The sequence below is a fragment of the Acetobacter orientalis genome, assembly GCF_000963965.1.
Lineage (GTDB): Bacteria > Pseudomonadota > Alphaproteobacteria > Acetobacterales > Acetobacteraceae > Acetobacter > Acetobacter orientalis.
Map to the genome: position 1 here is coordinate 102,440 of NZ_BAMX01000002.1, position 26,383 is coordinate 128,822.

Annotated in this window: 20 protein-coding genes; 11 read left to right on the plus strand and 9 right to left on the minus strand. The window is 54.3% G+C overall.

The window, feature by feature from the left end; all coding sequences use genetic code 11:
* Nucleotides 1-56: 56 nt before the first annotated feature.
* The 3 genes from Abor_RS00980 to Abor_RS00990 all read right to left on the minus strand — a co-directional run bounded on the left by Abor_RS00980 (nucleotide 57) and on the right by Abor_RS00990 (nucleotide 4,620).
* Nucleotides 57-2,291, minus strand: coding sequence for an ATP-binding protein (locus Abor_RS00980; protein ID WP_048839963.1), 2,235 nt, complete (start codon nucleotides 2,289-2,291; stop codon nucleotides 57-59).
* Between the two features lie 123 nt (nucleotides 2,292-2,414).
* Complete coding sequence (locus Abor_RS00985; RefSeq protein WP_048839964.1) at nucleotides 2,415-3,692, minus strand: multidrug effflux MFS transporter; 1,278 nt, start codon at nucleotides 3,690-3,692, stop codon at nucleotides 2,415-2,417.
* A 133-nt stretch (nucleotides 3,693-3,825) separates the two neighbouring features.
* Nucleotides 3,826-4,620 carry a TVP38/TMEM64 family protein gene (locus Abor_RS00990; RefSeq protein WP_126621278.1) on the minus strand — a complete coding sequence of 265 codons (795 nt, stop codon included), beginning with the start codon at nucleotides 4,618-4,620 and terminating at the stop codon, nucleotides 3,826-3,828.
* Between the two features lie 28 nt (nucleotides 4,621-4,648).
* Here Abor_RS00990 and Abor_RS00995 point away from each other — a divergent pair, with 28 nt between their 5' ends.
* From Abor_RS00995 to Abor_RS01045, 11 genes are all read left to right on the plus strand, one after another.
* Nucleotides 4,649-5,695 (plus strand): COX15/CtaA family protein, encoded by a 1,047-nt coding sequence (locus Abor_RS00995; RefSeq protein WP_126621542.1) that lies wholly within the window; start codon nucleotides 4,649-4,651, stop codon nucleotides 5,693-5,695.
* A 322-nt stretch (nucleotides 5,696-6,017) separates the two neighbouring features.
* Nucleotides 6,018-7,604 (plus strand): 2-isopropylmalate synthase, encoded by a 1,587-nt coding sequence (locus Abor_RS01000; protein WP_048839966.1) that lies wholly within the window; start codon nucleotides 6,018-6,020, stop codon nucleotides 7,602-7,604.
* Nucleotides 7,605-7,822: 218 nt separating this feature from the next.
* A complete protein-coding gene (locus Abor_RS01005; protein ID WP_048839967.1) occupies nucleotides 7,823-8,869 on the plus strand; it encodes a rod shape-determining protein in 1,047 nt (348 codons plus the stop codon).
* A gap of 170 nt (nucleotides 8,870-9,039) precedes the next feature.
* Nucleotides 9,040-9,945 carry a rod shape-determining protein MreC gene (gene mreC / locus Abor_RS01010; protein WP_048839968.1) on the plus strand — a complete coding sequence of 302 codons (906 nt, stop codon included), beginning with the start codon at nucleotides 9,040-9,042 and terminating at the stop codon, nucleotides 9,943-9,945.
* A gap of 9 nt (nucleotides 9,946-9,954) precedes the next feature.
* Nucleotides 9,955-10,521 carry a rod shape-determining protein MreD gene (locus Abor_RS01015; protein ID WP_232014983.1) on the plus strand — a complete coding sequence of 189 codons (567 nt, stop codon included), beginning with the start codon at nucleotides 9,955-9,957 and terminating at the stop codon, nucleotides 10,519-10,521.
* Between the two features lie 19 nt (nucleotides 10,522-10,540).
* On the plus strand, nucleotides 10,541-12,496 hold the full coding sequence (gene mrdA / locus Abor_RS01020; protein ID WP_048839969.1) for a penicillin-binding protein 2: 1,956 nt from the start codon (nucleotides 10,541-10,543) through the stop codon (nucleotides 12,494-12,496).
* Nucleotides 12,493-13,650 carry a rod shape-determining protein RodA gene (gene rodA / locus Abor_RS01025; RefSeq protein WP_048839970.1) on the plus strand — a complete coding sequence of 386 codons (1,158 nt, stop codon included), beginning with the start codon at nucleotides 12,493-12,495 and terminating at the stop codon, nucleotides 13,648-13,650. Before mrdA ends, rodA begins: the two co-directional genes overlap by 4 nt.
* Nucleotides 13,651-13,924: 274 nt before the next feature.
* On the plus strand, nucleotides 13,925-15,340 hold the full coding sequence (locus Abor_RS01030) for a sugar porter family MFS transporter (RefSeq protein ID WP_048839971.1): 1,416 nt from the start codon (nucleotides 13,925-13,927) through the stop codon (nucleotides 15,338-15,340).
* A 326-nt stretch (nucleotides 15,341-15,666) separates the two neighbouring features.
* On the plus strand, nucleotides 15,667-16,794 hold the full coding sequence (locus tag Abor_RS01035) for an efflux RND transporter periplasmic adaptor subunit (RefSeq protein ID WP_179193380.1): 1,128 nt from the start codon (nucleotides 15,667-15,669) through the stop codon (nucleotides 16,792-16,794).
* Between the two features lie 5 nt (nucleotides 16,795-16,799).
* Nucleotides 16,800-19,958 carry an efflux RND transporter permease subunit gene (locus Abor_RS01040; RefSeq protein ID WP_048839973.1) on the plus strand — a complete coding sequence of 1,053 codons (3,159 nt, stop codon included), beginning with the start codon at nucleotides 16,800-16,802 and terminating at the stop codon, nucleotides 19,956-19,958.
* 4 nt (nucleotides 19,959-19,962) lie between these two features.
* Nucleotides 19,963-21,501: an efflux transporter outer membrane subunit gene (locus Abor_RS01045; RefSeq protein WP_048839974.1), complete on the plus strand. Its 1,539-nt coding sequence runs from the start codon at nucleotides 19,963-19,965 to the stop codon at nucleotides 21,499-21,501.
* A gap of 405 nt (nucleotides 21,502-21,906) precedes the next feature.
* Here the strand turns inward: Abor_RS01045 and Abor_RS01050 are convergent, their stop codons facing one another.
* From Abor_RS01050 to Abor_RS01075, 6 genes are all read right to left on the minus strand, one after another.
* The gene (locus Abor_RS01050) at nucleotides 21,907-22,437 is read right to left on the minus strand and encodes a GNAT family N-acetyltransferase (RefSeq protein WP_048839996.1); all 531 of its coding nucleotides are present in this window, start codon (nucleotides 22,435-22,437) and stop codon (nucleotides 21,907-21,909) included.
* An 83-nt stretch (nucleotides 22,438-22,520) separates the two neighbouring features.
* Nucleotides 22,521-23,756, minus strand: a complete 1,236-nt coding sequence (locus tag Abor_RS01055) for a tol-pal system YbgF family protein (protein ID WP_048839975.1) — start codon at nucleotides 23,754-23,756, stop codon at nucleotides 22,521-22,523.
* A 4-nt stretch (nucleotides 23,757-23,760) separates the two neighbouring features.
* Nucleotides 23,761-24,201: an ExbD/TolR family protein gene (locus Abor_RS01060; protein WP_048839976.1), complete on the minus strand. Its 441-nt coding sequence runs from the start codon at nucleotides 24,199-24,201 to the stop codon at nucleotides 23,761-23,763.
* A gap of 121 nt (nucleotides 24,202-24,322) precedes the next feature.
* Nucleotides 24,323-24,748: an ExbD/TolR family protein gene (locus tag Abor_RS01065; RefSeq protein WP_048839977.1), complete on the minus strand. Its 426-nt coding sequence runs from the start codon at nucleotides 24,746-24,748 to the stop codon at nucleotides 24,323-24,325.
* 2 nt (nucleotides 24,749-24,750) lie between these two features.
* Nucleotides 24,751-25,794, minus strand: coding sequence for a MotA/TolQ/ExbB proton channel family protein (locus Abor_RS01070; protein ID WP_084594301.1), 1,044 nt, complete (start codon nucleotides 25,792-25,794; stop codon nucleotides 24,751-24,753).
* 92 nt (nucleotides 25,795-25,886) lie between these two features.
* Nucleotides 25,887-26,383 (minus strand): energy transducer TonB (locus Abor_RS01075; RefSeq protein WP_048839998.1); only part of this gene is annotated, 497 nt, incomplete at its 5' end.

A 26,383-nucleotide genomic window follows, 5' to 3' on the forward strand; every position in this document is an offset into this window, starting at 1 on the left:
CGGCACACGCTCTAGCCCGTAGCAGCCCCTTTGGGCAAGAGAAACACAGCCCCCTGCTAAACGCGGGTGCGGGCGTTAAGGGCGGTGGTTACGGCCTGCATCAAGCCATCTCGGCGGAAAGGCTTTGCCAAAAGCCGCCCCCCTTCTACCGCACCGGGCAGGCTTGTTGTTTCTGGTGTTAGGTCTCCGGACATATAAACAATGGCCAGCTCTGGGTAACGGTCTGCCAAAACCCGAGACAGGGTTATGCCATCAAGCGGGCCGGGCAGGTGTACGTCTGTTACCAGCAGGTCAAGCTGGCCTTCAGCTGAGGCAGCAACATCAAACGCCTGCTCACCATCTGCCGCGTCCAGCACGCGGTGGCCCGCCATGCCTAAAATGGTCACCACAATATCGCGAATAGCAGCGTCATCTTCCACAACAAGCACCTGCAACTGCCGCGATTCGGCTTTAACCTGGGGTAGTTGTGGCGCAGGCAACACCGTTTCTTGCAAGGTGGTGGTAGCACGGGGCAACCAAAGCGAGACCGCCGTACCCTGCCCCATACCGGTTGCCACCATAACCCGGCCTTTTACCTGCTGCGAAAACGCAAGCACCATGGCCATGCCCAAGCCTGTGCCCGCGCCCTCCGCCTTGGTGGTAAAGAAGGGTTCAAACAAATGGTGCAGCACGTCATCTGTCATGCCGCTACCGCTATCAATAACGTCTAGGCGCACCCAGTCGCCCGCAGGGAGGGGCATGGGGTCAGATACAATACGGCGGTTGCGCCCTTCTTCTACTGGTAGGCTCATAAGGTCTGCATTGACCGAGAACGTGACGTTACGCGCCTCTATACGCAAACGCCCGCCTTGGGGCATGGCATCTCGCGCGTTAATGGCAAGGTTAAGCACGGCACTTTCTAGCTGGGCGGCATCGGCGCGCACTGTCCAGACAGCGGTAGTGTCGTGGCATTCCACCACAATGCGGGTGCCAATAATACGCCCTAACAAACCGCCCAGAAACGAGAACAGGTCGGACAGCGAGAGCGAATCTGGCGTACCACCTTGCCTACGCATAAAGGAGAGGAGCTGGCCAGTTAATGCCTCAGACCGCCTACCAGCATGGGTAGCGGCAGAAAGATATTCCTGCCGTTGCTCAACATGCTCAGGCAGGTCGTGGTCTGCTGCCAGTTCCAGATTGCCCAAAATAACCGTGAGCAGATTTTTAAAGTCGTGTGCAATACCGGCGGTAAGCTGCCCGAGGGCACGCAGCTTTTGCGCCTCACCCAAAGCGCGCTCACTGCGCAAACGCAAGCTGATATCGGCTGCGGTAAGCACAAAACCCCGGCGCGTGGCACCACCATCTGGGGCAAAAAACAAGGTTCGGCACAGTTCTAGGTCTGCGCCGTTGGGGCCTTTACACTCTGCCACCACTGGGGGCACGGGCTTGCCTAGCGCAAGGCTTGCCTCAATATGCTCAAAGGGTTCCAGCAAGGGCACGCCACCTACAACCAGCACGCCACTCAAGGCCTCATAGGGTAAGCCAAATTGCAGGAAGTCTTTTTCTAGCCCCAGCACTGTGCCCAGTTGCTCGTTCCAGTGCCAAAGGCGGCCATCGGCCCCAAACACAGCCACACCAAGGCTTAGACTATCAAGCGTTGCGCGTAGCCTAAGGGCCAGATCTCGCGAGCCTGCCTCGGCCTGTGCCGCTGCGAGAGAGGAGCGGTCTAACACCCAACCCGCAGAGATAAGGCTGAGGACACCAGTTAAAATACCCAAAAGGGCCAACCTGCGCTGCCAGCTTGTATTACGCAGCATGTTGGCGACACGATCTGCTTGGTCAAGCGTGCTTACGCGGCTGAGCACCGACAGATTCTCATCCAACGTGGCCAAAACGTCCTCCCCACCCTTGGGCACGGACAGAACGGATTTAGGCCAGAGCGCAATTTGCGCAAGGCTGTGTTCAATGGCGTTTAGCGGCTCTGCGCGGTTACTGCCTTCACGCTGGTGCAGGAGCTTAAATTCGGTATAGCCGGGCAGAGCGTTTTCAAGTTGGCCAATGGCGTTGGTATAACAGGTTGAATCTGCCGGTTTTTTATTAGCAAGCCACGCATAATAGCAAATACGGGCATCGCTGGTGGCGTGGTGTAGGGTACGCAAATACGTGCCTGCGGCTGTGCTCTGGCGGTCTAGGTCTCCGTGCCGGGCCATTTCATTGCCCAGCTCAATACCCATTGTGCCAAAGGTTACAATCAACAAACCCGCACCAATAAGTGCCAGAATGTGCGCTCTTCTTGCTGGGTGCCGTGCCATACGTTTTTACAAGCTCCCTTAACCACCACGCAGAAAGCAGGACTGTGCAGCCCCGCCGCAATTCGTCAAGCCTTACTGCTGCATGGCCCCTTGCCAGAACGGCACAAGGCAGCTTACCCCCGCTTATACCGTGGGGTGGGCACTGCTGGTTTTGGGCCTGAAAGCACACATCAGTAACATCATAAGTGTGCCAAAAAACATGCAGGCTGCCATGGGCAAGGCAGACGTGGTGGAAAACTGGCCCAAAGCCACACCAGCCAAGGCGCCGAGCACATATTGCATTGTGCCCGCCAAAGCCGCAGCCGCCCCTGCAAGGCTTGGGTGGTCTGCCAAAGCGCCCATCATAGCATTGGGAAAAATTATGCCTGTAGGGGCCAAAGCCAGCAGCATAGCCGCAATAATAAACCAGACCTGATAGCGCTGCCATGTTGGGCCAGCATACCACTGCCCCCATACCACCAGCGCAAGCAGCACCGCCCCACCCAGTACAGAAACGCACACAGCGCTCTGTAACAGTTTGCTGGAGTCGATACGCCCCACCAGCAGGCCGTTAACCTGTGAAGCGCCAATCATGAAGACAGAAAACACACCAAACAGCATGGAAAAATGCAAAGGCGAAAAGCCAAACATTTTAATAAACACAAACGATGCCGCCGTAAGGTAACTAAACTGCATAAAGGTTGAAAAGCCCGTAACCAGAGCATGAGAGCTAAAGCCCCGGTCGCTTAAGAGTGTTAAATACCGTGTCACCAAGGTCATGGGGGAGAGGGCAACCCGTTTTTCAAACGGCAGCGTTTCGGGCAAAAGCCACAGCACCAGCAGCACACAAATGGCCCCGTACGCAGCGGACGCCCAAAAAATGACCCGCCACGAGGTCATGGCAACAACAAGCCCACCCAGCATAGGGGCCAAAATAGGCACCACCCCCATAACCATAACCAAACGCGAGAGCATTTTTGCCCCGGCGTTACGGTCTGGCACAAGGTCACGTACACAGGCCGTGGGCACCACCAAACTGGCCGATGCCCCAACAGATGCCACAAAGCGCGCAATAGAAAACGTAACAATATCGGGTGCAAACGCACACACGGCAGAGGCTATGGCGTAAATAAAATTACCCACCAGCATAGGGCCGCGCCGCCCAAAGCGGTCAGACAAAGGCCCAACAGACAACTGCCCCAAAGCCAGCCCAACAAACCAGATGGAAAGGGTCATTTGCACATTGCCCGCATCGGTCTGGAACGTCTGCTCCATAGCGGGAAAAGCTGGCAGATAAATATCCGTTGAAATCGGGCCAACGGCTGTCAGAAACCCCAAAAGCAACGGCACCCAGCCGGGCACACCATTTTCAAACGGGTTTTTACGAACAGCAGGCTCACGAGAGACGGAGGCAAAAGCCATACAGCACTCCACAATGGGCAAAAGAAAAAAATTGAGCGGTAAGTGGCAGGAGTAAAGGCCCGAGGCATAAACGATAAGGCCTACTATTCAAGAATATTATGCTTCTGGCTGCTCTTTCTTTTACACAGCACCCCTATTGCTCCGGCGGTGCAGTGGCAGACATAAGCGCCCCCAACCGAGAACGCCGCCACAGCCACACACCCAAAAGGGCAGAGGCCACAAACAGCCCAACGCCTAAGGCACTTTGCCACCACGCCCCAAGCTGTACGCCAGAGCCTAACAGCACAGCCACACCATTTTGGGGCAAACCACCCAGCAAGGTGGCGGCGGCAAAAGGCAGCAACCGTATGCCAGAAATACCGCCCAGAATATTAAGCAGCAGAGCAGACCCAACCGGCAGTAACCGCAGAGTAAGAATACTCAAAAAAGGTTGGCGGGTAAGCATGGCATCCATACGGGCAAAGCGGGTGCCCAGTTTGGCCCGCGCCCATGCCTGCCCGCCCCAACGCGCCCAGTAAAACCCGGCAATACAGCCCAAGGTTGAGGCCAGCGTTATAAGCACCGTGCCCTCTGCCACCCCATAAGCCAGCCCTGCCGTAAAAGCCGCCACCTGCCTAGGCAGGCCAAAGGCACACCAGACTGTAGCCCCCAACACAAAAAGGCACCGCCCTACAACGCCTGCGCGCAATAACGCGGTGCTTTGCATACTATGCCCAAGCCCCCCAACGTGGCGCAGCACAACAGCGCCAACAACAAGTAACCCCAGCATAATGGCAGGCCGTAAAACCTGCATAACAGACGCAAAAGCTGTTTTTTTGGCGGGAGGCAAAGCTGGTTCCATCCTCTCGGCGCTAGCATCTTCTTGCCGCGGGCCGCAAGCAGGGTTTAAAGCGTTCACAACTGATGTAACACGCGCAAAGGTGGCCATGTCCTCCCCTTCCTCACGCCATGTTGACATGGCACCCCACCACCGCCGGTTGATCTCGAACTGGCTGTTTGTTCTGTGCTTCATGATTTTGGGCATGATAGCCATTGGCGGCGTAACCCGCCTGACCGGCTCTGGCCTGTCTATTATGGATTGGCAGCCGGTAAGTGGGTTTATACCCCCCTTGAGCCATGCCGAGTGGGAACGCCTTTTCGCGCTGTACCAAACTATTCCGCAATATCATTTGCAACATGAAGGATTCGGGCTGGAAGGGTTCCAGAGAATTTTCTGGGCAGAGTGGATTCACCGTTTCTGGGGCCGCTTGATGGGCCTTGTGCTCATTGTGCCGCTTATCTGGTTCAGCATACGCGGTATGATAACGCGCGCACTGGCCATTCGGTTGTTTATTTTCTTTGTTTTAGGTGGCCTGCAAGGCGGTATTGGCTGGTTTATGGTGGCCTCTGGCTTTAGGGCAGACAGTACGGCGGTAGAGCCTGTACGCTTGGTGCTGCACCTTAGTGCAGCCCTTATTTTGTATGTTGCCATTCTTTGGACAGCCCTGAGCATTCGCTGGCCAGAGCCACAGGCCAGTGTGGCCTCTGCGGGCATGCGCTTGACCAAAAAGCTGGTGTGGTGCGGGCTAGCCCTTATTTGCATTACCATTGTTGCAGGTGGCTTTACCGCAGGCACGCATGCAGGCTTTGTCTATAACACCTTCCCGTTGATGGACGGGCACCTGATCCCTACAGAATACGCCCGCCTTACCCCGTTCTGGCTTAACTTGGTCGATAACAAGGCGGCTATTCAGTTTGACCACCGCCTGCTTGCCACCCTAACGGTGCTAACCATTGGCGGCATTTTGCTGGTGGGCCTAAAAGCCTTTGCACCGGGTAGCCGTGCACATAACGCCCTTATGCTGCTGGGCTGGGCCGTGCTTATTCAATACGCGCTTGGCATTACCACTTTGCTGCTGGTTGTACCGGTATGGGCTGGCACTGTGCACCAAACTTTTGCCGCTGTGTTGCTGGGGGTTATGCTTTTTGTGCTGCATGGCCTGCGCGGTGTTGCAAGCCGTTAACCCCAAAGCCGCGTGTGTGCTTAGCGCATGCGCACCGTTTTATGTGGTTGATTTTGGTTTTTAAGCCTGTATTGTGTGGGCCATGAATTCTGTCCTGTTCACGTCCGACTCTCTGCGGTGTGCCAAATTGGCGCAAGCGGGCGGCGTGGCCCTGCGTCTGGATCTTCTCCTTCGACTAATCTGCCCCTGAGCGATCCGGGCGGCCTTGTGCTGTCGCGCTTAGGGGTAACGAAAAGAGATTTTTCCGTATCTTTACGGAAACAGGCTTAGCGCATAAGCGCGTTAAAACCAGACCAAAGATAGAATTTAAGGACACACTCTCATGTCAGCCTCCCCCACCATTACCCACCCTTCTTTCGGCACGATTGACGCAAACCGCGTTATCATTTTTGACACCACCCTGCGCGATGGTGAGCAATCTCCGGGTTTTTCAATGAACCTGGCCGAAAAACTGCGCATGGCCGAAGCTCTGGCCGCACTGGGTGTAGACGTGATTGAGGCGGGTTTTCCTGTGGCCTCAAAAGGCGACTTCGAGTCCGTTAACCAGATTGCGCGTAATACTAAGGGCGCTGTCATTTGTGCGTTGGCCCGTACAGGTGGCCCAAAAGATATTATTGCAGCAGGCGAGGCTCTGGCCCCTGCCGAGCGCAAGCGTATTCACAACTTTATTTCCACCTCTCCACTGCACATGAAATACAAGCTGCGCATGGAGCCAGAAACCGTGCTGGAACTGATTACCACCGGCAACACAGCCGCACGTAACCTGACCGATGACGTAGAATGGTCTGCCGAAGATGGCTCCCGCACCGAGCCAGACTTTCTGTGCCGCTGCGTAGAAGCCGCCATTAAGGCGGGTGCCAACACCATTAACATTCCCGACACTGTTGGCTACGCAACCCCTGAAGATATGGAACGTATTTTCACCATGCTGCGTGAGCGCGTACCGGGGGCTGACCGAGTTATTTTCTCTGCGCATAACCATAACGACCTGGGCTTGGGTGTGGCAAACACGCTGGCCTCTGTACGCGGTGGTGCGCGCCAGATTGAATGCACAATTAATGGTATTGGCGAGCGCGCAGGCAATGCGGCTCTTGAAGAAATTGTCATGGCCATTCGCACCCGCAATGACCAGTACCCCTACACAACCGGTATCCATACCCAAAGCCTGCTGAAGGTGTCGCGCATGCTGGCCACCATCACCAGCTTTGATGTGCAACCCAACAAAGCCATTGTTGGGCGCAACGCCTTTGCCCACGAAAGTGGTATTCACCAAGATGGTGTGCTGAAAAACGCTGCTACTTACGAAATTATGACCCCAGAAAGTGTTGGCTGGAGCCGCTCTTCTCTGGTTATGGGCAAACATTCTGGCCGTGCAGCCTTCCGCGATAAAATTAAGGCGCTGGGCTATGGCGAATTGGAAGACGCCAAGCTGAACGACGCTTTCTCACGCTTTAAAGACCTGGCTGACCGTAAAAAGGTTGTTTACGACGAAGATATTGTGGCGCTGGTTGATGATGAAGTACGCGACCACGACCGTATTCGTTTTGAAAGCCTGAGCCTGTCTTCTCTCTCTGGCAAACCGTCCAGCGCTGAACTGGCGTTGCAAATAGATGGTGAAAGTGTTGTGGCGCAGGCCGAAGGCAATGGCCCAGTTGACGCTGCCTTTAATGCCCTGCGCAGCGCTTTCCCGCATGAGGCCCGCTTGGCGCTGTTCTCTGTCGGGGCCGTAACCGAAGGAACCGATGCACAGGCCCGTACCACCGTGCGTTTGGAAGAAGACGGAAAGCTGGTTGATGGCCAAGGCGCTGATGCCGACACCGTTGTTTCTGCCGTGCGGGCATACGTGCATGCCCTCAACAAACTGCTGGTCAAACGCGACCGCGCAGAACCCGAAGCCCTGCAAGCCTAAAGTTTAGCCTGCCATAAGCCCCCCGTTTGGGGGTGCTTATGGGGTTAAAGAGACAACATGCCATCTTTCCGCCCTGTTTCTTGCGGAAAGGTCTTGTGCCGCAGGTTGTGCATCGGTAATCCCTGCCCCACATACTCAACGCGATCTTTCAGGGCTATTCCGTGTGGCCTAAGCTACCAAGATCGTTTGGTGCCGTCCCTTCAAGCCAGGAGCCCTGGATGTTTTCTCGTCTGCTCGGTCTTATGTCTGCCGACATGGCTATCGATCTGGGTACTGCCAACACCCTTGTCTATGTCAAAGGTCGCGGCATTGTTCTCAATGAGCCATCTGTTGTGGCCATTGCCGAGGTGCGGGGCAAAAAACAACTTTTAGCTGTAGGCGAAGAAGCCAAGCAGATGGTTGGCCGCACGCCGGGCAACATTACCGCTATTCGCCCCATGCGCGATGGTGTTATTGCCGACTTTGACGTGGCGGAAGAAATGATCAAACATTTCATTCGCAAGGTGCATAACCGCCGCGCCTTTACCAGCCCGCAAATTATTGTATGCGTGCCCTCCGGCTCGACCGCTGTTGAACGCCGCGCCATTCAAGAAAGTGCCGAAAGTGCCGGTGCCCGCCGCGTTTTCTTGATTGAGGAACCAATGGCTGCTGCCATTGGTGCTGGCCTGCCAGTAACAGAACCGTCTGGCAGCATGATTGTGGATATTGGCGGCGGCACAACCGAGGTTGCCGTTATCTCTCTTGGGGGCATTGTCTATGCGCGCTCTGTGCGTGTGGGCGGCGACAAGATGGATGAAGCAATTATTTCCTATATTCGCCGCACCCATAACCTGTTGATTGGCGAAAGCTCTGCCGAGCGCATTAAAATTAAGCTCGGCGCCGCCATGATGCCAGACGAATCCGAAGGGCATGGCCCGTGGCTGGAAGTAAAGGGCCGCGACCTGATTAACGGTGTCCCGCGTGAGGTACAGGTCTCTCAGGCTCAGATTGCTGAAAGCCTGATTGAACCCGTAACCCAGATTGTAGACGCTGTAACCACAGCCCTTGAAAACACACCACCCGAGTTGGCTGCCGATATTGTGGATAAAGGCATTGTGCTAACCGGCGGTGGTGCGTTGCTGTACCGCCTAAGCGATGTGCTGCGCCTTGCCACCGGCCTGCCCGTAACAGTGGGGGAAGACCCCCTTTCTTGCGTAGCACTGGGCACAGGCCGCGCATTGGAAGAAATGAAGCGCCTGCGCAACGTACTGACAACGATGTATTAAGAGACTACGGTTAAATAGGCTCACTGAATACAGCAGGGAAAGGCACAACACTATCCCGCCAGCCTGACTAGGCAAAATAAGGATCAATCACGCGTTATGTGGGGTAAAACCAGACATACCCTGACCCAAAAAGCCACGGCCCCGTTGGGGCCGCAGGGGGTACTGCACGCGTGATTCCGGTTTCTATTCAAATTAGGCAAGCACTGGGTAAGTTGGTTTTACCCCTGCTGCTGCTGCTCTCTATTGGTATTATTATTGTTGGCCAAGCAGACCGTAAGCTGGCAGACCGTGTGCGTATGGTGGTGGCAGACGGGCTTTCACCATTTTGGACGTTAGTGAGCACCACTCAAGAGCGCACTGTGGCCATTGCCACCAACCTGCGGGAAGCCGGTAGGCTGGCCCGCGAAAACGCCCGCCTAAAAACCGAAAACGAAAACCTGCGCCGCTGGTACGACGTAGCTGTCTCCCTCACGCGGGAAAACGACTCGCTTAAAACCGCACTCCACTGGATACCCGAACCCGCACCCGCTTTTGTGACAGGCCGGGTTGTAGCCGATACAGGGGGCATTTACGCCCGTGCAGTACTACTGGTTGCAGGCACAGAAAGCGGTGTAGAGGTAGGCAATATTGCGCTCGCCTCTAACGGGTTGGCAGGCCGTGTAACCGAAACCGGCGCACATTCAGCACGTATTTTGCTTATAACCGACATAGCCAGCCGCCTGCCGGTTATGCTTGAAGGCAGCCACGCCCCCGCTATTATGGTGGGTGATAATTCCCCCATGCCGCGCCTAATGTATTACGCACAAGACACCCGCCCCGTTGAAGGCGAACGCGTGGTGACAAGTGACCAAGCTGGGGCTTTCCCGGCTGGGTTGCCTATTGGCACCGTGCATTATGTGTCTGAGGGGCGGCCTGTTGTGGCCCCCTTTGCCCAGCTTGACCACCTTAACCTTTTGCGAGTGTTCAATTTTGGCCACTCACAGGTAGAACCACCCGATGCACCGGGGCATGTGCCTTTGGCCCCGCCCCACAAAGCGCAGGATCTGCCGTTTAAAAACCTGCTTGGACAAGGGTAGAAAAAGGCCATGATGCCTGACCCCTCAATGCGGGCATGGGAGCCTGAAATCCAGCCCCGGCAAACCCTAAGCCACCGGTTGGAGCATGGTGCACGCCACCTGTTGCCCAGCCTGTTTTGCATGCTGGTTATTATTCTGTTTTCTGCCCCGCTACCGTTGCCCGGCATTGCTGAATTAATGCCCGCTATTGTTATGGCTACGGTGTTTTTCTGGTCGTTCTGGCGGCCAAGCGGCATGCCCAGTTTAGCCGTTTTTTTTCTGGGCTTATTTATGGACTTAGTGGGCTTTACCCCACTGGGCGTAAGCGCCTTTATTTTGTTGCTGGTGCATGGTGTGGGCCTGTATGCGCGCTTTGGCCTTATGCGTATGCATTTTTTGCTGGCATGGGGCGTTTTTGCGCTGGTAGCCCTTGGGGCCTGCCTGCTGCAATGGGGGCTGGCATGCCTGTTTAGGCTGCATATGCTAGACTTGCCGCCCACCTTGTTTGAAGCCTTTTTAAGTATTGGGGCCTACCCCCCTCTTTCGGCTCTGTTCTCGTGGTTGCTCCACCGTCTGGACGGCAAGGAACAGGACTGATGGAAGGAGCACGCAGGCTATGCGGCTAAAGCGGCGCAAGCGCGAAAACCAGCGCCTTATGCCCATTAAAAACCTTAAAGACCCCGGCCGTGGTGTTTTCACGCGCCGGGCTTTACTGGTTATGGCCGTACAAACTGGTGCCTTGGGTGTTTTGGCGAACAAGCTTTACAAACTACAAGTCCAAGACGGTGACCGCTACGCCCGCATGGCCGCCAGCAACCGGGTAAGCAAGCGCTATTTGGCCCCCCCGCGTGGCCGCATTGTAGACCGCTACGGCATAGCCCTTGCTAACAACAAGGAAAACTGGCGCGCATTGTTAATGCCAGAAGAAACAACCGATGTTGCTGGCACCATTGAGCGCTTTTCAAGCATTATCCCACTTGATGAGCGTGACCGCGCCCGTATTGCGCGCGAAATGCGCCACCAGCGGCGGTTTGTGCCCGTTATGCTCCGCGACTTTCTCTCGTGGGATGAAATGGCGCGCATTGAGCTTAACGCGCCATCTCTCCCCGGTGTGTTGATTGATGTGGGTACCCGCCGTGTCTACCCAGAGGGCGAATTGCTGGCTCATATTGTCGGCTATGTGGCCCCACCAAACGAAAAAGACGTAGCGCGCTCTGCCCTACTGGCCTTACCCGGCATGCGCGTGGGCCGTGCCGGTATTGAGCAAAGCCAAGACGACAAATTATGCGGCACCGCAGGCTCGGTCGAGATGGAGGTAAACGCCGTTGGGCGCGTTATGTCCGAACTCAACCGGGAAGAAGGGGCCGCAGGCGCAGAAATTGGCCTGACCATAGACCGTGGTCTGCAACAAAAGGTGCTCAACCGCATAGCAGACCAAACCGCCTCTGCCGTAGTGATGGACTGCCGCAATGGCGAGGTACTGGCTATGGTCAGCACCCCCTCGTTTGACCCCTCTTTGTTTGATAGTGGCGTAAGCCACGCGCAATGGATTGAATGGACAAACAACGAGCGTACCCCCCTTATTAACAAAACGGTGGCCGGTGTTTACCCGCCCGGCTCTACCTTTAAGCCTGCCGTGGCTATGGCAGGCTTACAGTCCGGCCTGTTTTCCCCCTCTGACCGGGTGTTCTGCCCCGGCCATCTTGATGTGGGGGGTACGCGCTTTCACTGCTGGTCTCGGTGGGGGCATGGGTCAATAGACCTGCACCAAGCCCTTAAATTCTCCTGCGATGTGTATTTTTATGAAATGGCCCGCCGCGTAGGCATGGACAAAATAGCCGAGGTTGCCCACCAGTTTGGCCTTGGCACCCCGTTAGATATTGAGCTGCCGCACACCCGCACCGGGCTTATTCCCACCCCAGCATGGCGGCAGGCCCACCACCACCACTGGAACGGTGGGGATACGATAGTGAGCGGTATTGGGCAGGGGTTTGTGCAGGTCACACCCTTGCAACTGGCAACTTATACCTCGCGCTTGGCAACGGGGCGGGCTGTGCAACCCCATTTGGTGCGCGCCCTTAACCGCACGGTTGGCCCACAAGCCACGCCAGAGCACTGGCCCGCCCTAGACATGCCCCCAAAATACCTAGAAGCCCTGCGCTCGGGCATGTTTGCTGTGGTAAACGAGCAGCACGGCACGGCCCCCAAAGCCAAGCTAGACATACCGGGGGTAACACTGGCGGGCAAAACTGGCTCGGCACAGGTGCGCCGCGTGTCGCGGGCGTTGCGTGAAAGCGGGCATTTTAACTCTGCCAACCTACCGTGGGAATATCGGCCACACGCCTTGTTTATATGCTTTGCGCCCTACGAAAACCCGCAATATGCTGTGTCTGTGGTGATTGAGCACGGTAACGCAGGCGCTGATGCCGCCGCCCCACTGGCACGCGATATTATGACAGACACGCTATTACGTGACCCGTCTAACCACACCACGGCCCCACCAGAACCTGTGGCTGAGCCAGCCCCGGCAGCAGCAGAGGCTCCGCCACCCAAAACCGATACCACGCCATGAAGTTTCATAAACGCCTGTTACGGGCCGAACCAAGCTTTAGGCTTCTTGCAAAATTGTGGCGCATAAGCTGGCTGTATGTGCTGCTTATTTGCACCCTTGCGGGTGTTGGGTACGTAACCTTGTATTCTGCCGCGGGTGGAGCACCCTACCCTTTTGCAGCCCCCCAAGCCGCACGCTTTGCCGTAGGGCTGGTGCTTATGGTGTGTGTTGCCATGCTCCCCCCCAAAATACTGGTACGCATTGCATGGCCGCTTTATGCGCTGTCTTTGGTGCTGTTGGTTGCCGTGCTGCATATGGGCCATGTTGGCAAAGGCGCTGAGCGTTGGCTCATGATAGGCGGCTTGCAGGTGCAGCCGTCTGAATACGCCAAAGTGGCTTTAGTACTGGCCTTAGCCACATGGTTTTACCGCATTAACTACAGCCGTATGGGCAACCCCCTGTGGTTGCTCCCGCCCGCTTTTATGGTGTTGTTGCCCGTGGTTTTGGTGCTTAAAGAGCCAAACCTAGGCACAGGCACCATTATTGGCGGCATTGGGGCTACGCTCTTTTTTGCGGCGGGCATGCGGCTTTGGCAAATTGCGCTGCTATTGCTGCCCGTGCCCTACATGGCCAAGTTTGCCTACGCCCACCTGCACGACTACCAACGCGCCCGTATTACCACCTTTCTTAACCCAGAAAGTGACCCTTTAGGCGCAGGCTACAATATTATTCAGTCTAAAATTGCTTTGGGTTCTGGTGGTATGTGGGGGCAGGGCTACCTGCATGGCTCGCAGGGGCAGCTTAATTTTCTGCCCGAAAAACAAACCGACTTCATTTTTACCATGCTGGCTGAAGAATGGGGCTTTGCCGGGGCCATTGTGGTTATTGGCCTGTTGCTGCTGCTTATACTGGGCGGCATGCTTATGGCCATACGCAGCCGCAACCGCTTTGGCAGGTTGGTAGCCCTTGGCATTAGCATGAACTTCTTTTTGTACTGCCTTGTTAACCTGTCCATGGTTATGGGGGCCATTCCGGTAGGGGGGGTGCCTTTGCCGCTGGTCTCTTACGGTGGGTCGGCCATGCTTAATGTTATGCTGGGGTTTGGCCTGCTTCTCTCAACATGGGTACACCGAGACTCCCGCTTTGGCGAAAGTGATGAGGAAGACCCGGCCTAGCAGCAGGCCAACTGGCTTTAAGCCACGCGCCTCCGGCCCGCCACACAGCACGGAATAATGCGGGAGCCCCCCTCAGCTTGGTGCGTATGTTTGAGGCTTCGTTTGTTTTCGAAACACACTTTGCGTGTTCCATAATGAACGGAAACAATATTTTTCCGTTCTATGTCATGGTATAGGCAGCCACACGGTGCTGTACCCGTTGTGCAGCCGTTACATGCTGCTCACGCCAAGAGCTTGATAAAAATAAAAACAAAGCCGGAAACTTACTAGCCCCATGCCCCAAACCTCTTCTCCCACGGCCTCCTCTTCTTCCTCTTTTCATGTGCGTAGCGCCATTATTGGCGTGTTGGCCGCCACAGCCGGGCTTATGTCCGGGTTGGATATTGGGGTTATTTCTGGTGCGCTAGACTTTGTTGCCAAAGACTTTAACGCCTCTACCCTCGCGCAGGAATGGATTGTAAGCGCCATGATGGCCGGGGCCGCCATTGGGGCCATTACGGCAGGGTGGCTGGCGCGTGCTACGGGCCGCAAATGGTCTTTAGTGCTCAGTGGCGTTATTTTTATTCTTGGCTCTGTCGGCTGTGCGTGTGCGTGGTCTGTTGCCAGCATGATTTGTGGCCGCGCCCTTATGGGGCTGGCCATTGGTATTGCGGCCTTTACCTCACCACTCTATCTGTCTGAAATTGCCAGCGAAAAAACCCGTGGCGCCATGATTTCAACGTACCAGCTCATGATTACGGTTGGTATTTTTCTGGCATTTATGAGCGACACCCTCTTTAGCTACCATGGGCAATGGCGGTGGATGTTTGGTGTTATTGCCCTACCCGGTGTTTTGTTTGTAGCGGGTGTGCTGTTTTTACCCTACAGCCCCCGTTGGCTGATGATGCGCGGCCGCCGGGCCGAAGCGCACAGTGTGCTCAGTGACCTACGCCCAGACAGCCACGACACAGAAGCCGAAATTCAGGCTATTGATACCCAGCTTAAACAACGCCAAGGCGGGTTTGCGCTGTTACGCGCCAATAAAAACTTTCGCCGTTCTATTGCGCTGGGCATTTTGTTGCAGGTTATGCAGCAGTTTGCGGGCATTAACGTGGTTATGTATTACGCGCCCAAAATTTTTGCGCTGGCAGGGTTTGTGGGTACAGCACAACTGTGGTGCACCGCTATTGTGGGGCTGGTAAACGTGCTGGCTACCATTGCGGCAGTTGGATTGGTTGACCGCTGGGGCCGTAAACCCATTTTATACACCGGCTTTACCACCATGACCCTAGCCCTTGGTGCATTGGCTTGGCTCAACCACACTGGTATGGAAACACAGGCCGCCAAGTTTTTGTGTGTTGGGCTGATCATGCTCTTTATTGTGGCCCACGCTATGTCTGCCGGGCCTATTATGTGGGTGCTATGTTCTGAAATTCAGCCCATCAAAGGTAGAGACCTTGGTATAACCATTTCCACCCTTACCAACTGGGTCTCTAATATGGTGGTGGGGGCATCGTTTCTGAGTATTCTTAACTGGCTGGGTGGGGCCAACACCTTTACTCTTATGGCAGCCCTCAATGCCCTCTTTTTGGCGCTTACTTTCTGGTTTGTGCCCGAAACACGCGGGGCATCGCTGGAACAGATTGAGCAAAACCTCATGCAAGGCAAACGCCTACGCGACATAGGCCAGCATACCGGCCAACACGCCTAGAAAACTAGGCTTTCTAGGCCTTAGCCCTTCTGAGCATATTAGCCAGCCGCGCTTGCAAAAAGCGCGGCTGTTTTGCTTGTCTTCTCTTGACTTATGTCAAAACCGCCCATAGCTTGCATGCAAAAGGTAACAAACAGTACTGTTTTTTATTTTTCTCAATCATGACACCTTTCGTGCACACTGGTCTTTTGCTGCGTTGAACGCAGCATTTTGCGCCCCGGCAAAAGGCCCGCAGGTACGATATGTGTTATTTTTCCAAAACAGGATTCGCCAGAGTGACACCACACCACTTTCCTCTCCGTTCGCTTCTGGCATCGGCTGTGGCCATGCTGGCTCTGGCAGGGTGTGAACGCAAAAACGCAGCCCCAAAACTCCCCCCACAGAGCGTTGGGGTGCTCACCCTGCATGCCCAACCCGTTGTCGTTCATACCAGCCTGCCGGGCCGTACAGACGCTTTTGAAATTGCACAGGTACGCCCACAGGTCACCGGCGTTATTGAAAAGCGGCTGTTCCAAGAAGGGTCAGACGTTACGGTAGGCCAGCAGCTCTACCAAATTGATGCCTCACGCTACCAAGCTGTATACGACCAAGCCCGCGGCCAATTAGCTGAAGCTGAGGCAGGTGAAGTAACCGCCCGCGCCAAGCTGGAACGCTACCGCGCACTGGTACGTGAACATGCCGTGAGTAAGCAGGAATATGACGATGCCGTGGCCGCAGAAAAACAGGCGCAAGGCCAGATTTTAAGTGCCAAAGGGCAGGTTGAAGCCGCACAGGTTAACCTAGGCTACACTAAAATGTATGCCCCAATTTCTGGGCGTATCAGCCGTACATTGGTAACCGTCGGTGCGCTGGTTACAGCAAACCAGACCGATAACACCGCCATTATTACCCGCCTCGACCCCATTTATGTAGACGTAAACCTACCCGCCATTACGCTGCTGCGCCTCAAACGAGAGCTAGCAGAAGGCCGTATTGAGCGACAAGCCAACGGTGAAGTGCCCGTTACCCTAACGCTTGAAGATGGCTCTGGCTACGAGCACAAAGGCCATATGGCGCTTTCCGAAGTGAATGTTGATACGTCAACGGCGTCTGTCATTGTACGTGCCATTATGCCCAACCCAGACAAGCTGCTGCTGCCAGGTATGTATGTGCATGCAGAACTAGAAGAAGGCACAGACCCCAACAGCATTCTGGTGCCCCAGCAAGCCGTAAGCCACAACACCCACGGCGATGCCGAAGTGTGGATTGTGAAAGACGATGACACCGTAGAACGCCGCCAGATCCAGACCGGGGCCGCCATTGGCCCTAACTGGCTTGTAACAGGTGGCCTTAAAGCCGGTGAACGCATTGTGGTTGTTGGCGTGCAAAAAATTAAACCCGGCGCCAAGGTTAAACCGCAGGAAATACCAGCCACCCCGGCCTCTGATGCCGCCAGCCAGAACAAAGGGCAGTAAGACCCATGTCTCTGTCACGCTTTTTTATTGATAGACCCATTTTTGCGTGGGTTATCAGCCTTATCATCATGCTTGTGGGTGGTCTTTCTATTTTTAAACTGCCTATTGCGCAGTACCCCAGCATTGCCCCGCCGCAAATTGCCATTTCTGTCACCTACCCCGGCGCATCAGCCGATACGGTGAACGATACGGTAGTGCGCCCCATTTTGCAGCAAATGTTCGGGCTGGATCATCTGGAATATATTTCTGCCCAGTCTTATGCCTCTGGCCAGATGGAAATTGACCTTACCTTCGCACAAGGCACAAACCCTGACATTGCGCAGGTGCAGGTACAGAACAAACTCCAGCTTGCCCAACCCAAACTGCCAACAGAAGTAACCATGCAGGGGTTGAGCATTACCAAAGCCGTCAAAAACTTCATGATGGTGCTGGCCTTTATCTCAACCGATGGCTCCATGAGCGGGGCTGACATTGCCGACTATGTGGCCTCTAACATTTCTGACCCGCTGAGCCGTGTTACCGGCGTGGGTGACCACACCCTGTTTGGTTCAGAATACGCCATGCGTATCTGGATGGATCCGGCCAAGATGTTTAGCTACGGGCTAACCGTCAAAGACGTGCAGGCGGCCATTCAAACACAAAACATTCAGGTTTCTTCAGGTGAGTTAGGCGGTTTGCCTGCTGCCAAAGGCATTCAGTTAGACGCCACCATTATTGGCCCAACCCGCCTGAAAGACCCTGAGCAGTTCCGCAAAATTCTGCTTAAAGTGCAGTCAGACGGCTCACAGGTACGCATTGGCGATATTGGAAGCGTTGAGCTAGGCCCACAAACCTACAATACCAACTCTTTCTACAACAACATGCCAGCCTCTGGTATGGCGCTTAAGCTTGCCCCCGGTGCCAACCAGCTTTCTACAGAAGCAGCCGTGCGTGAGCAGATGCACGAGTTGGAAAAATTCTTCCCACCGGGCTTAAAAACCGTCTACCCGCTTGATACAGAACCTTTCATTACCCTTTCTATTGAAGATGTGGTGGTCACTCTGCTTGAGGCTATCGGCCTTGTGTTTGTGGTTATGCTCATCTTCCTGCAAAATTTCCGGGCCACCCTTATTCCCACAATTGCGGTACCGGTGGTGCTGCTTGGTACTTTTGGCCTGCTTGAGTTGTTTGGCTACTCCATTAACACCCTAACCATGCTGGCCATGGTGCTGGCGGTGGGCCTGCTGGTTGATGATGCCATTGTGGTGGTGGAAAACGTAGAACGCGTGATGTCGGAGAAAAACCTTTCTCCGGTTGAAGCAGCCCGCGTCTCTATGGATGAAATTTCGGGGGCACTGGTGGGTATTGTGCTGGTGCTAAGCGCCGTGTTCCTGCCTATGGCCGCGTTCTCTGGTTCTGTTGGGGTTATTTACCGCCAGTTCTCTGTCACTATTGTTGCAGCTATGTGGTTGTCTGTGCTGGTGGCTATGGTGCTTACCCCAGCCCTTTGCGCCACCATGCTTAAACCCGGCACGCACGAAAAAGATAAAGGGCTTGCTGGCTGGTTTAACCGGAACTTTCACAAGCTCACCAACGGCTACCTGCATGGCGTTAATTTTCTGGTCAGCCGCATGGTCGTGTCTGTTGTGGCATTTGTCGTTATTACCGCTGGGGCAGTCTTTCTGTTCACCAAACTACCGGGCGGCTTCTTACCAGATGAAGACCAGGGGCTAATTTTTGGGCAGGTTACCATGCCACCCAATACGCCTATGGAACAAACAGCACAGATGAACCGTGAAATTACAGATTACATTCTGAAAACCGAAGGTAATCTGGTTGTCTCTGTTTATTCCATGAACGGGTTTAACTTTGCAGGCCAAGGCCAGAACTCAGGCGCGTTCTTTATCCGTCTTAAAGACTGGAAATTGCGCACCAAGTCATCAGAAACGTCGGCCGCTATTGCCAACCGTATTATGATGCACTTCTGGTTTAACCCTAAAGCGCAAATTTTTGCCATTAACCCACCCGCCGTGCTTGAGTTGGGTAACGCCACCGGCTTTGACCTTGAGCTGGAAGACCGTGGGCACCTTGGCCACGCCAAACTGCTAGAAGCGCGCAACATGGTGTTAGGCCTTGCCAGCAAAGACAAACGTCTTATGGCTGTGCGCCCCAACGGTATGGAAGATGCGTCTCAATACCTGCTCGATATCGACCGTGAAAAAGCCAACGCGCTTGGTATTACCATTGACGATATTAACAGCACCATTGAGGGGGCTCTGGGCTCCATTTACGTTAACCAGTTTACCCGCAACGACCGTGTAAAGCAGGTTTACATTCAGGGTATTCCCAACGCGCGTATGCTACCCCAAGACCTGAACAAATGGTACATTCGCAATGCCATGAATACCCTTACCCCGCTTAATGCTTTTATGAGCGGGCACTGGATAGTAGGGCCACAAAAGGTTGAAGATTATAACGGTCTGAACTCCTTTGAAATTCTGGGCCAGCCTGCTTTGGGCTATAGCTCTGGTGACTCTATTGCCGCCATTCAGGACGTTTTGAAAAAACTGCCCACAGGCATTGGCTACGAATGGACAGGCCTGTCTTTTGAACAGATTGCCTCTGGCTCTTCTACCGGCCCGCTTTATGCACTGGCTGCCATTGTTATTCTGCTGTGCTTGGCAGCTCTTTACGAAAGTTGGGCTATTCCGTTCGCGGTTATTCTGGTGGTACCGCTGGGCGTGTTGGGGGCTATTGCCGCCACCCTGCTACGCGGTATGGCAAACGATGTGTACTTTCAGGTGGGGCTACTCACCACAGTTGGTCTGGCTGTTAAAAACGCCATTCTTATTGTCGAGTTTGCTAAAGCCGCCTTCGAACGGGGTGAAACGCTTGAGGCCGCTGTGCAAACAGCCGCCCGCGAGCGCCTACGCCCCATTCTTATGACGTCTATTGCCTTTGTGGTGGGTGTGTTCCCGCTGGCCATTGCCTCTGGCGCTGGCTCAGCATCCCGCATTGCTATTGGCACAGCCGTTGTGGGCGGTATGGCTACAGCCACATTGCTTGCCGTGTATTTTGTGCCGGTCTTTTTTGTGGGCGTGCTGCGGTTGTTCCGGGTTAAACGCCTAAGCGAAAAGCAGGCGCAAACTACCCCCACTGCCCCCCTTTCTCACGGAAGCGAATAAGAGCATGTCAGCTTTCACTCCCGCACCCCGTACGTTGCGCTTCCGGGCACTTTCCCTTGCTTTGGCAGGGGGAGTGCTTTCGGGCTGCACCATGATTCCGAAATACACCCGGCCAACGCCACCACTGGCAACCACATGGCCTGCGTACCAAAATACTAACAACCAACGCCTGCAACAGACCGCTTACGATATTGGCTGGAGCGACTTTTTTACAGACGCACGGCTTAAAGCGCTCATTGCTATAGCCATACGCGAAAACAGAGACCTACGCGTAGCTGCCGCCAATATTGCCGAGGCCCAAGGCCAGTATGACGTGCAACATGCGGGGCTGTTCCCAGCCATTACAGCATCTGGCAGTGGTATTTATCAGGCACCGTCTGGGGCTGCGGGTCTAAGCTTTGCCCCCGGCTTAGAGCAAGGCCGGGGCGGCCGCCCTTACTCCGATGGCCGCGTGTTTAAATATTACCAAGGCGGCATTGGTTTTTCTTCTTACGAAATTGACCTGTTTGGCCGTATTCGCAGCTTAACGCGCGAATCTGCTGAGGCAGCTCTTTCTAAAGAAGCCAACCTGCGCAGCCTGCTTATTAGTATCGTATCCCAAGTTGCCACGGCCTATGTCGCTTGGTTGGGAGACAAAGAAGCGCTGGAACTTTCAGACACAACGTTAGCCACCCAGCAAGAAACACTGCGCCTAACCCGCCAAAAATATGACCACGGCGAGGCAGACCTGTTAACAGTGCGGCAAGCTGAAACACAGGTGCAGCAAAGCGCAGCCCTGCGGGCAGACTCCCGCCGCAAACTCGAGCAGGACGAAAACCAGATAACCCTGCTTATTGGCGCGCCCATTCCCGCTAACCTGCCCGCTCCCCAACCTTTGGGGCAGCAAACGCTTTTGGCAGACCTGCCTGCAGGTGTGCCCTCAGACCTGCTGGCACGCCGCCCAGACATTGTTGCTGCTGAGCACGACCTGCTTTCTGCACAGGCTGATATTGGGGCAATGCGGGCTGCTTTCTTCCCGCGTATTACGCTTACCGGTACAGATGGCGTGTCTAGCCTTCAGTTCCACAAACTGTTTACAGCCGCCGCTACAACGTGGGGGCTAAACCCAAGCCTGCAAATACCATTGTGGACATGGGGTATGAACAGCGGCAACCTGAAAGCCTCTAAAGCACGGCGCGATGCTAAAATTGCGTCTTACGAAAAGACCGTGCAGTCAGCCTTTAAAGAAGTGGCAGACTCCCTCGCCGCCCGTGAGGCCTATCTAGACGAAAAAAAGCAAGTTGATGCGCTTGTCGTTTCCTCAGCCGATGCCTTCCGTCTTGCCAAAATGCGCTACGACGCAGGTACAGATTCCTACCTCACTACGCTGGACTCGCAACGCTCTTACCTACAGTCCCGACAAATTCAGATTATGGTGGATGTCTCTAACTACCAAAACCTGATTACAATTTACCGAGCCCTAGGTGGTGGGTGGAAAGAACATACCCTCCCCCCTAAATCTCAAGTGCCGGTGGCACAGCACCCGGTTTCACAAACCGGTTAAACCGCAAAAGGCGTTTGGTTGAAACAGTTCAGCCAAACGCTTTTTTATAATAGTCTTCTATTTTTACAGTCTATTTCAAAAAGTCATTAATACGCTTACATAGATTTTTTATAATCACTTAAATAATATTACACCACACAATACTGTGGCAGCACGCCTAAGAAACCACGCTCAGGCATAGAAACACATAAACTGCTGTTTTAAACTGAAACGTTGAAAATACGCATAAGTTATTTTTGTAACGAAACAGGCTTTTTACAGCACCAAGGCTATCGTGGCAAAAAACATAACGCATGTAGGCATAAACAAAATATACCCACCTAAATTACGATACATTCGGAGTAACTTTTTAAGTCTTTTAGATTTTTATAGAACTTACGCTACACCACCCATCAAAGAACCCACTTAAAGCACTTTACGCATGGCGCACCGAGAGCCGGTTGGAAAACCATGGCTTTCTTCATCCCGTAGTGTACAGCGTAAAAATTCAGGCATGGTTTGTGCATCCAATACCATAAAGCCCAATTTCTCATAAAATGGCTTATTCCACACAACATTTGTAAAAGTTGTTAGCGTAACCGCTGTAAATCCAAGCTGTTTTGCCTCAGCACAGCACTGTTGCACTAACGCTTTACCCACGCCTTGGCCCTGCGCAGACTTCGCAACCGACACTTCAAGAATATGCAGTATATTTTCTTCAGGCTGTGCGCACAAAAACCCTAATAGCTGCTGCCCACTATCTACGGCTACCCAGCTTGTGCCTTGGGCCACGTACTGCCTGTGCTGGAGTTCTGAAATACCAGCATCAGCCTGCGCAATAAATGCCAAAGCTGGGTCTTGTAAAAAGAGTGTTGCCGCAGAACGCTCTATCGCAGGTAACAATGCTGTATCTGCCAAGTTTGTTGGGCGCACTATAAAGTCGTTTTTTGTCTTCATGGCACACAGCATACGCACAAGAGCGCCATAAAAAAAGGCCGCCCCAAGGCGACCTTTTAATACCACTTGCCGAGAGCAAGAGTTTATTTTTTAGCTGCAACCGGTGCTGGTGAAAGCTTAAGCACCCAAAGCTGCGCAATATCATGCGTGCCGTTATCACCGTCAACGGTTTTTAGGGTTGCAATGGCATCTGCCTTTTTACCAGCCTGCATTTGGGCTAGGCCATAATGCAATTTAGCAAGGTTGGGGTCGTTTACACCTTTGCTGATAGCCTGCTGCATCAGACCAAGGCCTTTATCAGCATCGCCGTACAGCACGGTGTTGTAGCCAACTGTCAGCAGGTCATCACCCGTTTTTGCTTTGGTTGCTGCGGCTTCATCAGCAGCAAGAGCTGCTTTTTTGTCTGCTGCGGCTTTTTCTACCATAGCTTTCAACCGGGCCTGGCGGGGCGCTTCTGCACCTTGGCCAAGCACGTTGGCAGCATACCCTTGGTTCATCAGGTCTAGGCCGAGTTGTGGCAGGCCAGCCTGCACTGCAATTTCGGTCATATCCATAAAGTCACGGGTCTGGGTAACATTACCGGCCGCAAGACGAATACGGTACACATCAAGCTGCAAAGCCGGTGGAATTTTGGCGTTTACAATCAGCTCATGCAGCAACAGATCCCAATATTCTTTTTTGGGGTAATATGTTGCCAGCATAACGTAAGCATGGGTGCTGGTTGTAGAATCTTTAAGGGCTGTCGCACTGGCTGCCAGCATTTGCAGCTGAGATTCTGCCGGAGCCTTTTTGGCTTTAACCTCGGCATCAATCTGGCTTTTTAACACCCGAATGGCGTTGGCATAATCTTTTTGCAGGTAATAAGACTGCGCCAGCAAGGTATCCATTGTGGGGTTAGAGCCCACTTCGTGCTGGTAGCGCTCAATCGCTTTAATAGCCTGTGGGTAATTTTTGGCGGTGTACGCCATTGTGCCCTCAGACATAAGCATTTGCTGCTTGGTAGCCTTAGGCGTGCGCGGGGAAGCAATGAGTTTGTCGTAAGCAGCACTGGCTGCTGCCACATCCCCAGCCTGCGTAGCCACTGCGGCGCGCATCTGGGTAATGGTGTAGGCATCGTACTCTGTCTTGCCTTTTACAGCATCTGCCTGGTCAACCGCTGCCATGGCCTTGGTGTAGTTATGGCCAGCCAGTGCGCTCTGGGCCTGCTGCAGGGCTTTGCCTACGTCTAGGCCCAAAGTGTCTTCAGCGTGGGCCAGAGGCTGGGCAAACGCGAAAGCCACCGTAGCAAACAGCGAGATGCGTAAAAGATGGGAAGACATAAAGTTACTGTCCTTCTGCAAACTGCTCTTGCCCAATAATACCAAGTTTGGTCACGCCAAGGCGCTGGGCGTCTGCCATAACATGCACCACAGTTTTATAATCTGCCAGACGGTTTGGCTGCAAATGTACTTCTGGCTGGTTTTCAGCTGGGCCACTTGCTGCTTCACGCAGACGTGCCTGCAGGTCGTCCTCTCCAGAAACAGGCTGGCCATTCCAGGTAATGCTGTTGTCGAAGTCGACAGCCAACGTCACAACCGGGGTTTCCTGTGTTGGAGGTGGGGGGTTGCCTTGCGGCAGGTCAATGGAAACGGCCTGGGTCTGCAACGGAATAGTGATGATAAGCATGATCAGCAGCACCAGCATGACGTCAATCAACGGTGTGGTGTTGATATCTACAATGCCTTCGTCTTCTGTCGTGCTTTCAGATCCGACATTCATGCCCATGGACTGTCACTCTCTTAAAAACTTCTGGTTTCCATAACCGGGCTAAACCCACCGGGTCATGGAAAGGGAGGGAACAGAGGCCCTGCCTTAAAATGTAAAAGGCAGGGCTTCGTTTAGGTGATCAGCCGTCTTTCGGCTTTTCAGTAATGAAGTCGATATGCGCGATACCGGCTTCCTGACAGGCTGCAATCAGCTTGCCCACAGACTCATAACGGGACTTCATGTCACCCCGGATCTGAATTTGCGGCTGGGGCTGGAGGCTCGCTATCTTGTCCAGACGGCTCATAAGATCAGCACGTCCTTTAAGTGGCGTTTCGTCCCAGTATGCCTGTCCGCTCTCCGTCACCGCAAGCACGACATTGCCCATTTTGGTCTGTGTCGGCTGGTTCATATCCTTCGGCAAATGTACTTTTACCGTGTGGGTTGCAACCGGAATTGTGATCAAGAAGATGATCAGCAACACCAGCATGACATCAACGAGGGGTGTCGTATTGATGGCAGATACGACGTCGTCTTCGCCCCCGCTGTCTCCGACAGACATACCCATGATTAGCCTACCCGGTTAGAAACGGTTGATGTGGTCGGGGAGTTATCAGAACGGACAGTGATTGGCTGTGCACCACCGCCACCATGACGGAAACCACCGATAAGGATGGACTGCAGGTCAGCTGCGAAGTCACGCACGCTATCCATTGCGCCTTTGTTACGGCGTACCAGAAGGTTGTAACCCAGCACGGCCGGAACAGCGGTAGCCAGACCGATAGCGGTCATGATGAGAGATTCACCAACAGGGCCTGCCACTTTGTCGATAGAAGCCTGACCGGCAATACCGATAGCGGTAAGAGCGTGGTAAATACCCCAAACCGTACCAAACAGACCCACGAACGGAGAGGTAGAACCAACCGTACCCAAGAAGGCCAGACCTTTTTGCAGGCTGTTCTGGATGTTGTTGACAGAACGCTGAATGGACACAGATGTCCAGCTGTTCAGGTCAATGGTTTCCTGCATGGTGCCTTCGTGGTGTTCAGCAGCCACAATACCGGTATCCGCAATGTAACGGAACGGAGATGTGGGGCTAAGAGCCGCAGCACCTTCCTGAATGGAAGACTTGGTCCAGAAGTTTTTGGTTGCTTCTTTTGCAGCCGCAAACAGACGAGCCTGCTCAAGGAATTTGGTGATCATGATGTACCATGTGCCCAAAGACATGGTGAGCATGATAACCAGAACGCCACGCGCAATAATGTCACCGTTAGACCACAGAGCACTCAGGCCATAAGGATTTGCTTCTGACTTGGTATCTGGCTTTGCTTCAGGTGCTGGGGCCGCAGCTTCAGGTGCTGGGGCAGGAGCAGAAGCGTCTGGTGCAGCAGCAGGTGCTGGAGCAGCCGCATCAGGAGCGGGGGCAGCAGGTGCTGCTGCATCGGGTGCAGGGGCCGCTGCGGGTGCTGCAGAAGCGTCTGGTGCTGCGGGGGCAGAAGCCGCAGGAGCTGAGGCATCCTGAGCAAAAGCCAGGACCGGTGTCGCCGTGCCCAGCATGACCGCGAGAGCCGGAACCGCGAGACCCGACACTGGAAGACGAGACAGTCTGATCATGAAACTTAAAATCCTTATCTTGTGCGGCCTGGTGTCAGTACCCTTTTCTGGCACCAGGCAGTTTTCCCCAGTAGATCGGCTAAATGCCGGGATCAGTCATCCAAACGGAACCTGATCACGTAAACCTTGTGCAGCTCCTTAACCGGAACCCCATTTTTGGAAGCCGGGCGGTAGCGTGCCTTGTGAACGTAGTCGAGCGCAGCCTGAGCAAAAGATTGCCCACCCTGAACAGACTGGACAGAGCAGTTGCTTGTCATGCCTGTTGTTTCAACGTCGCAAGCAATGGTGACACGGCCTTCAATATTCTCTTCTTCCATATCCGGTGGATAAACCGGGCGAGCATTATTGAGCGGCGACGTGCCTGCCGTTGTATCCGGAGAGTCCGAAGGTGGCGCAGTTGATGCGGCCTCGGTCACCGGAGGAGCAGGTGACGTTGTGGTCTGCGGCGGCGAAGGGTGCTTAGGCGGCGTGCGCGAAACATGCTTGATCGGCGGGTTCGGCGGCGGCGGCAGCTGAATCTTCGGCGGCGGTATGTACGGCGGCGGCGGCACCGTCATGGTTGGCGGCGGCGGCGGCGGCGGGGGTGGTG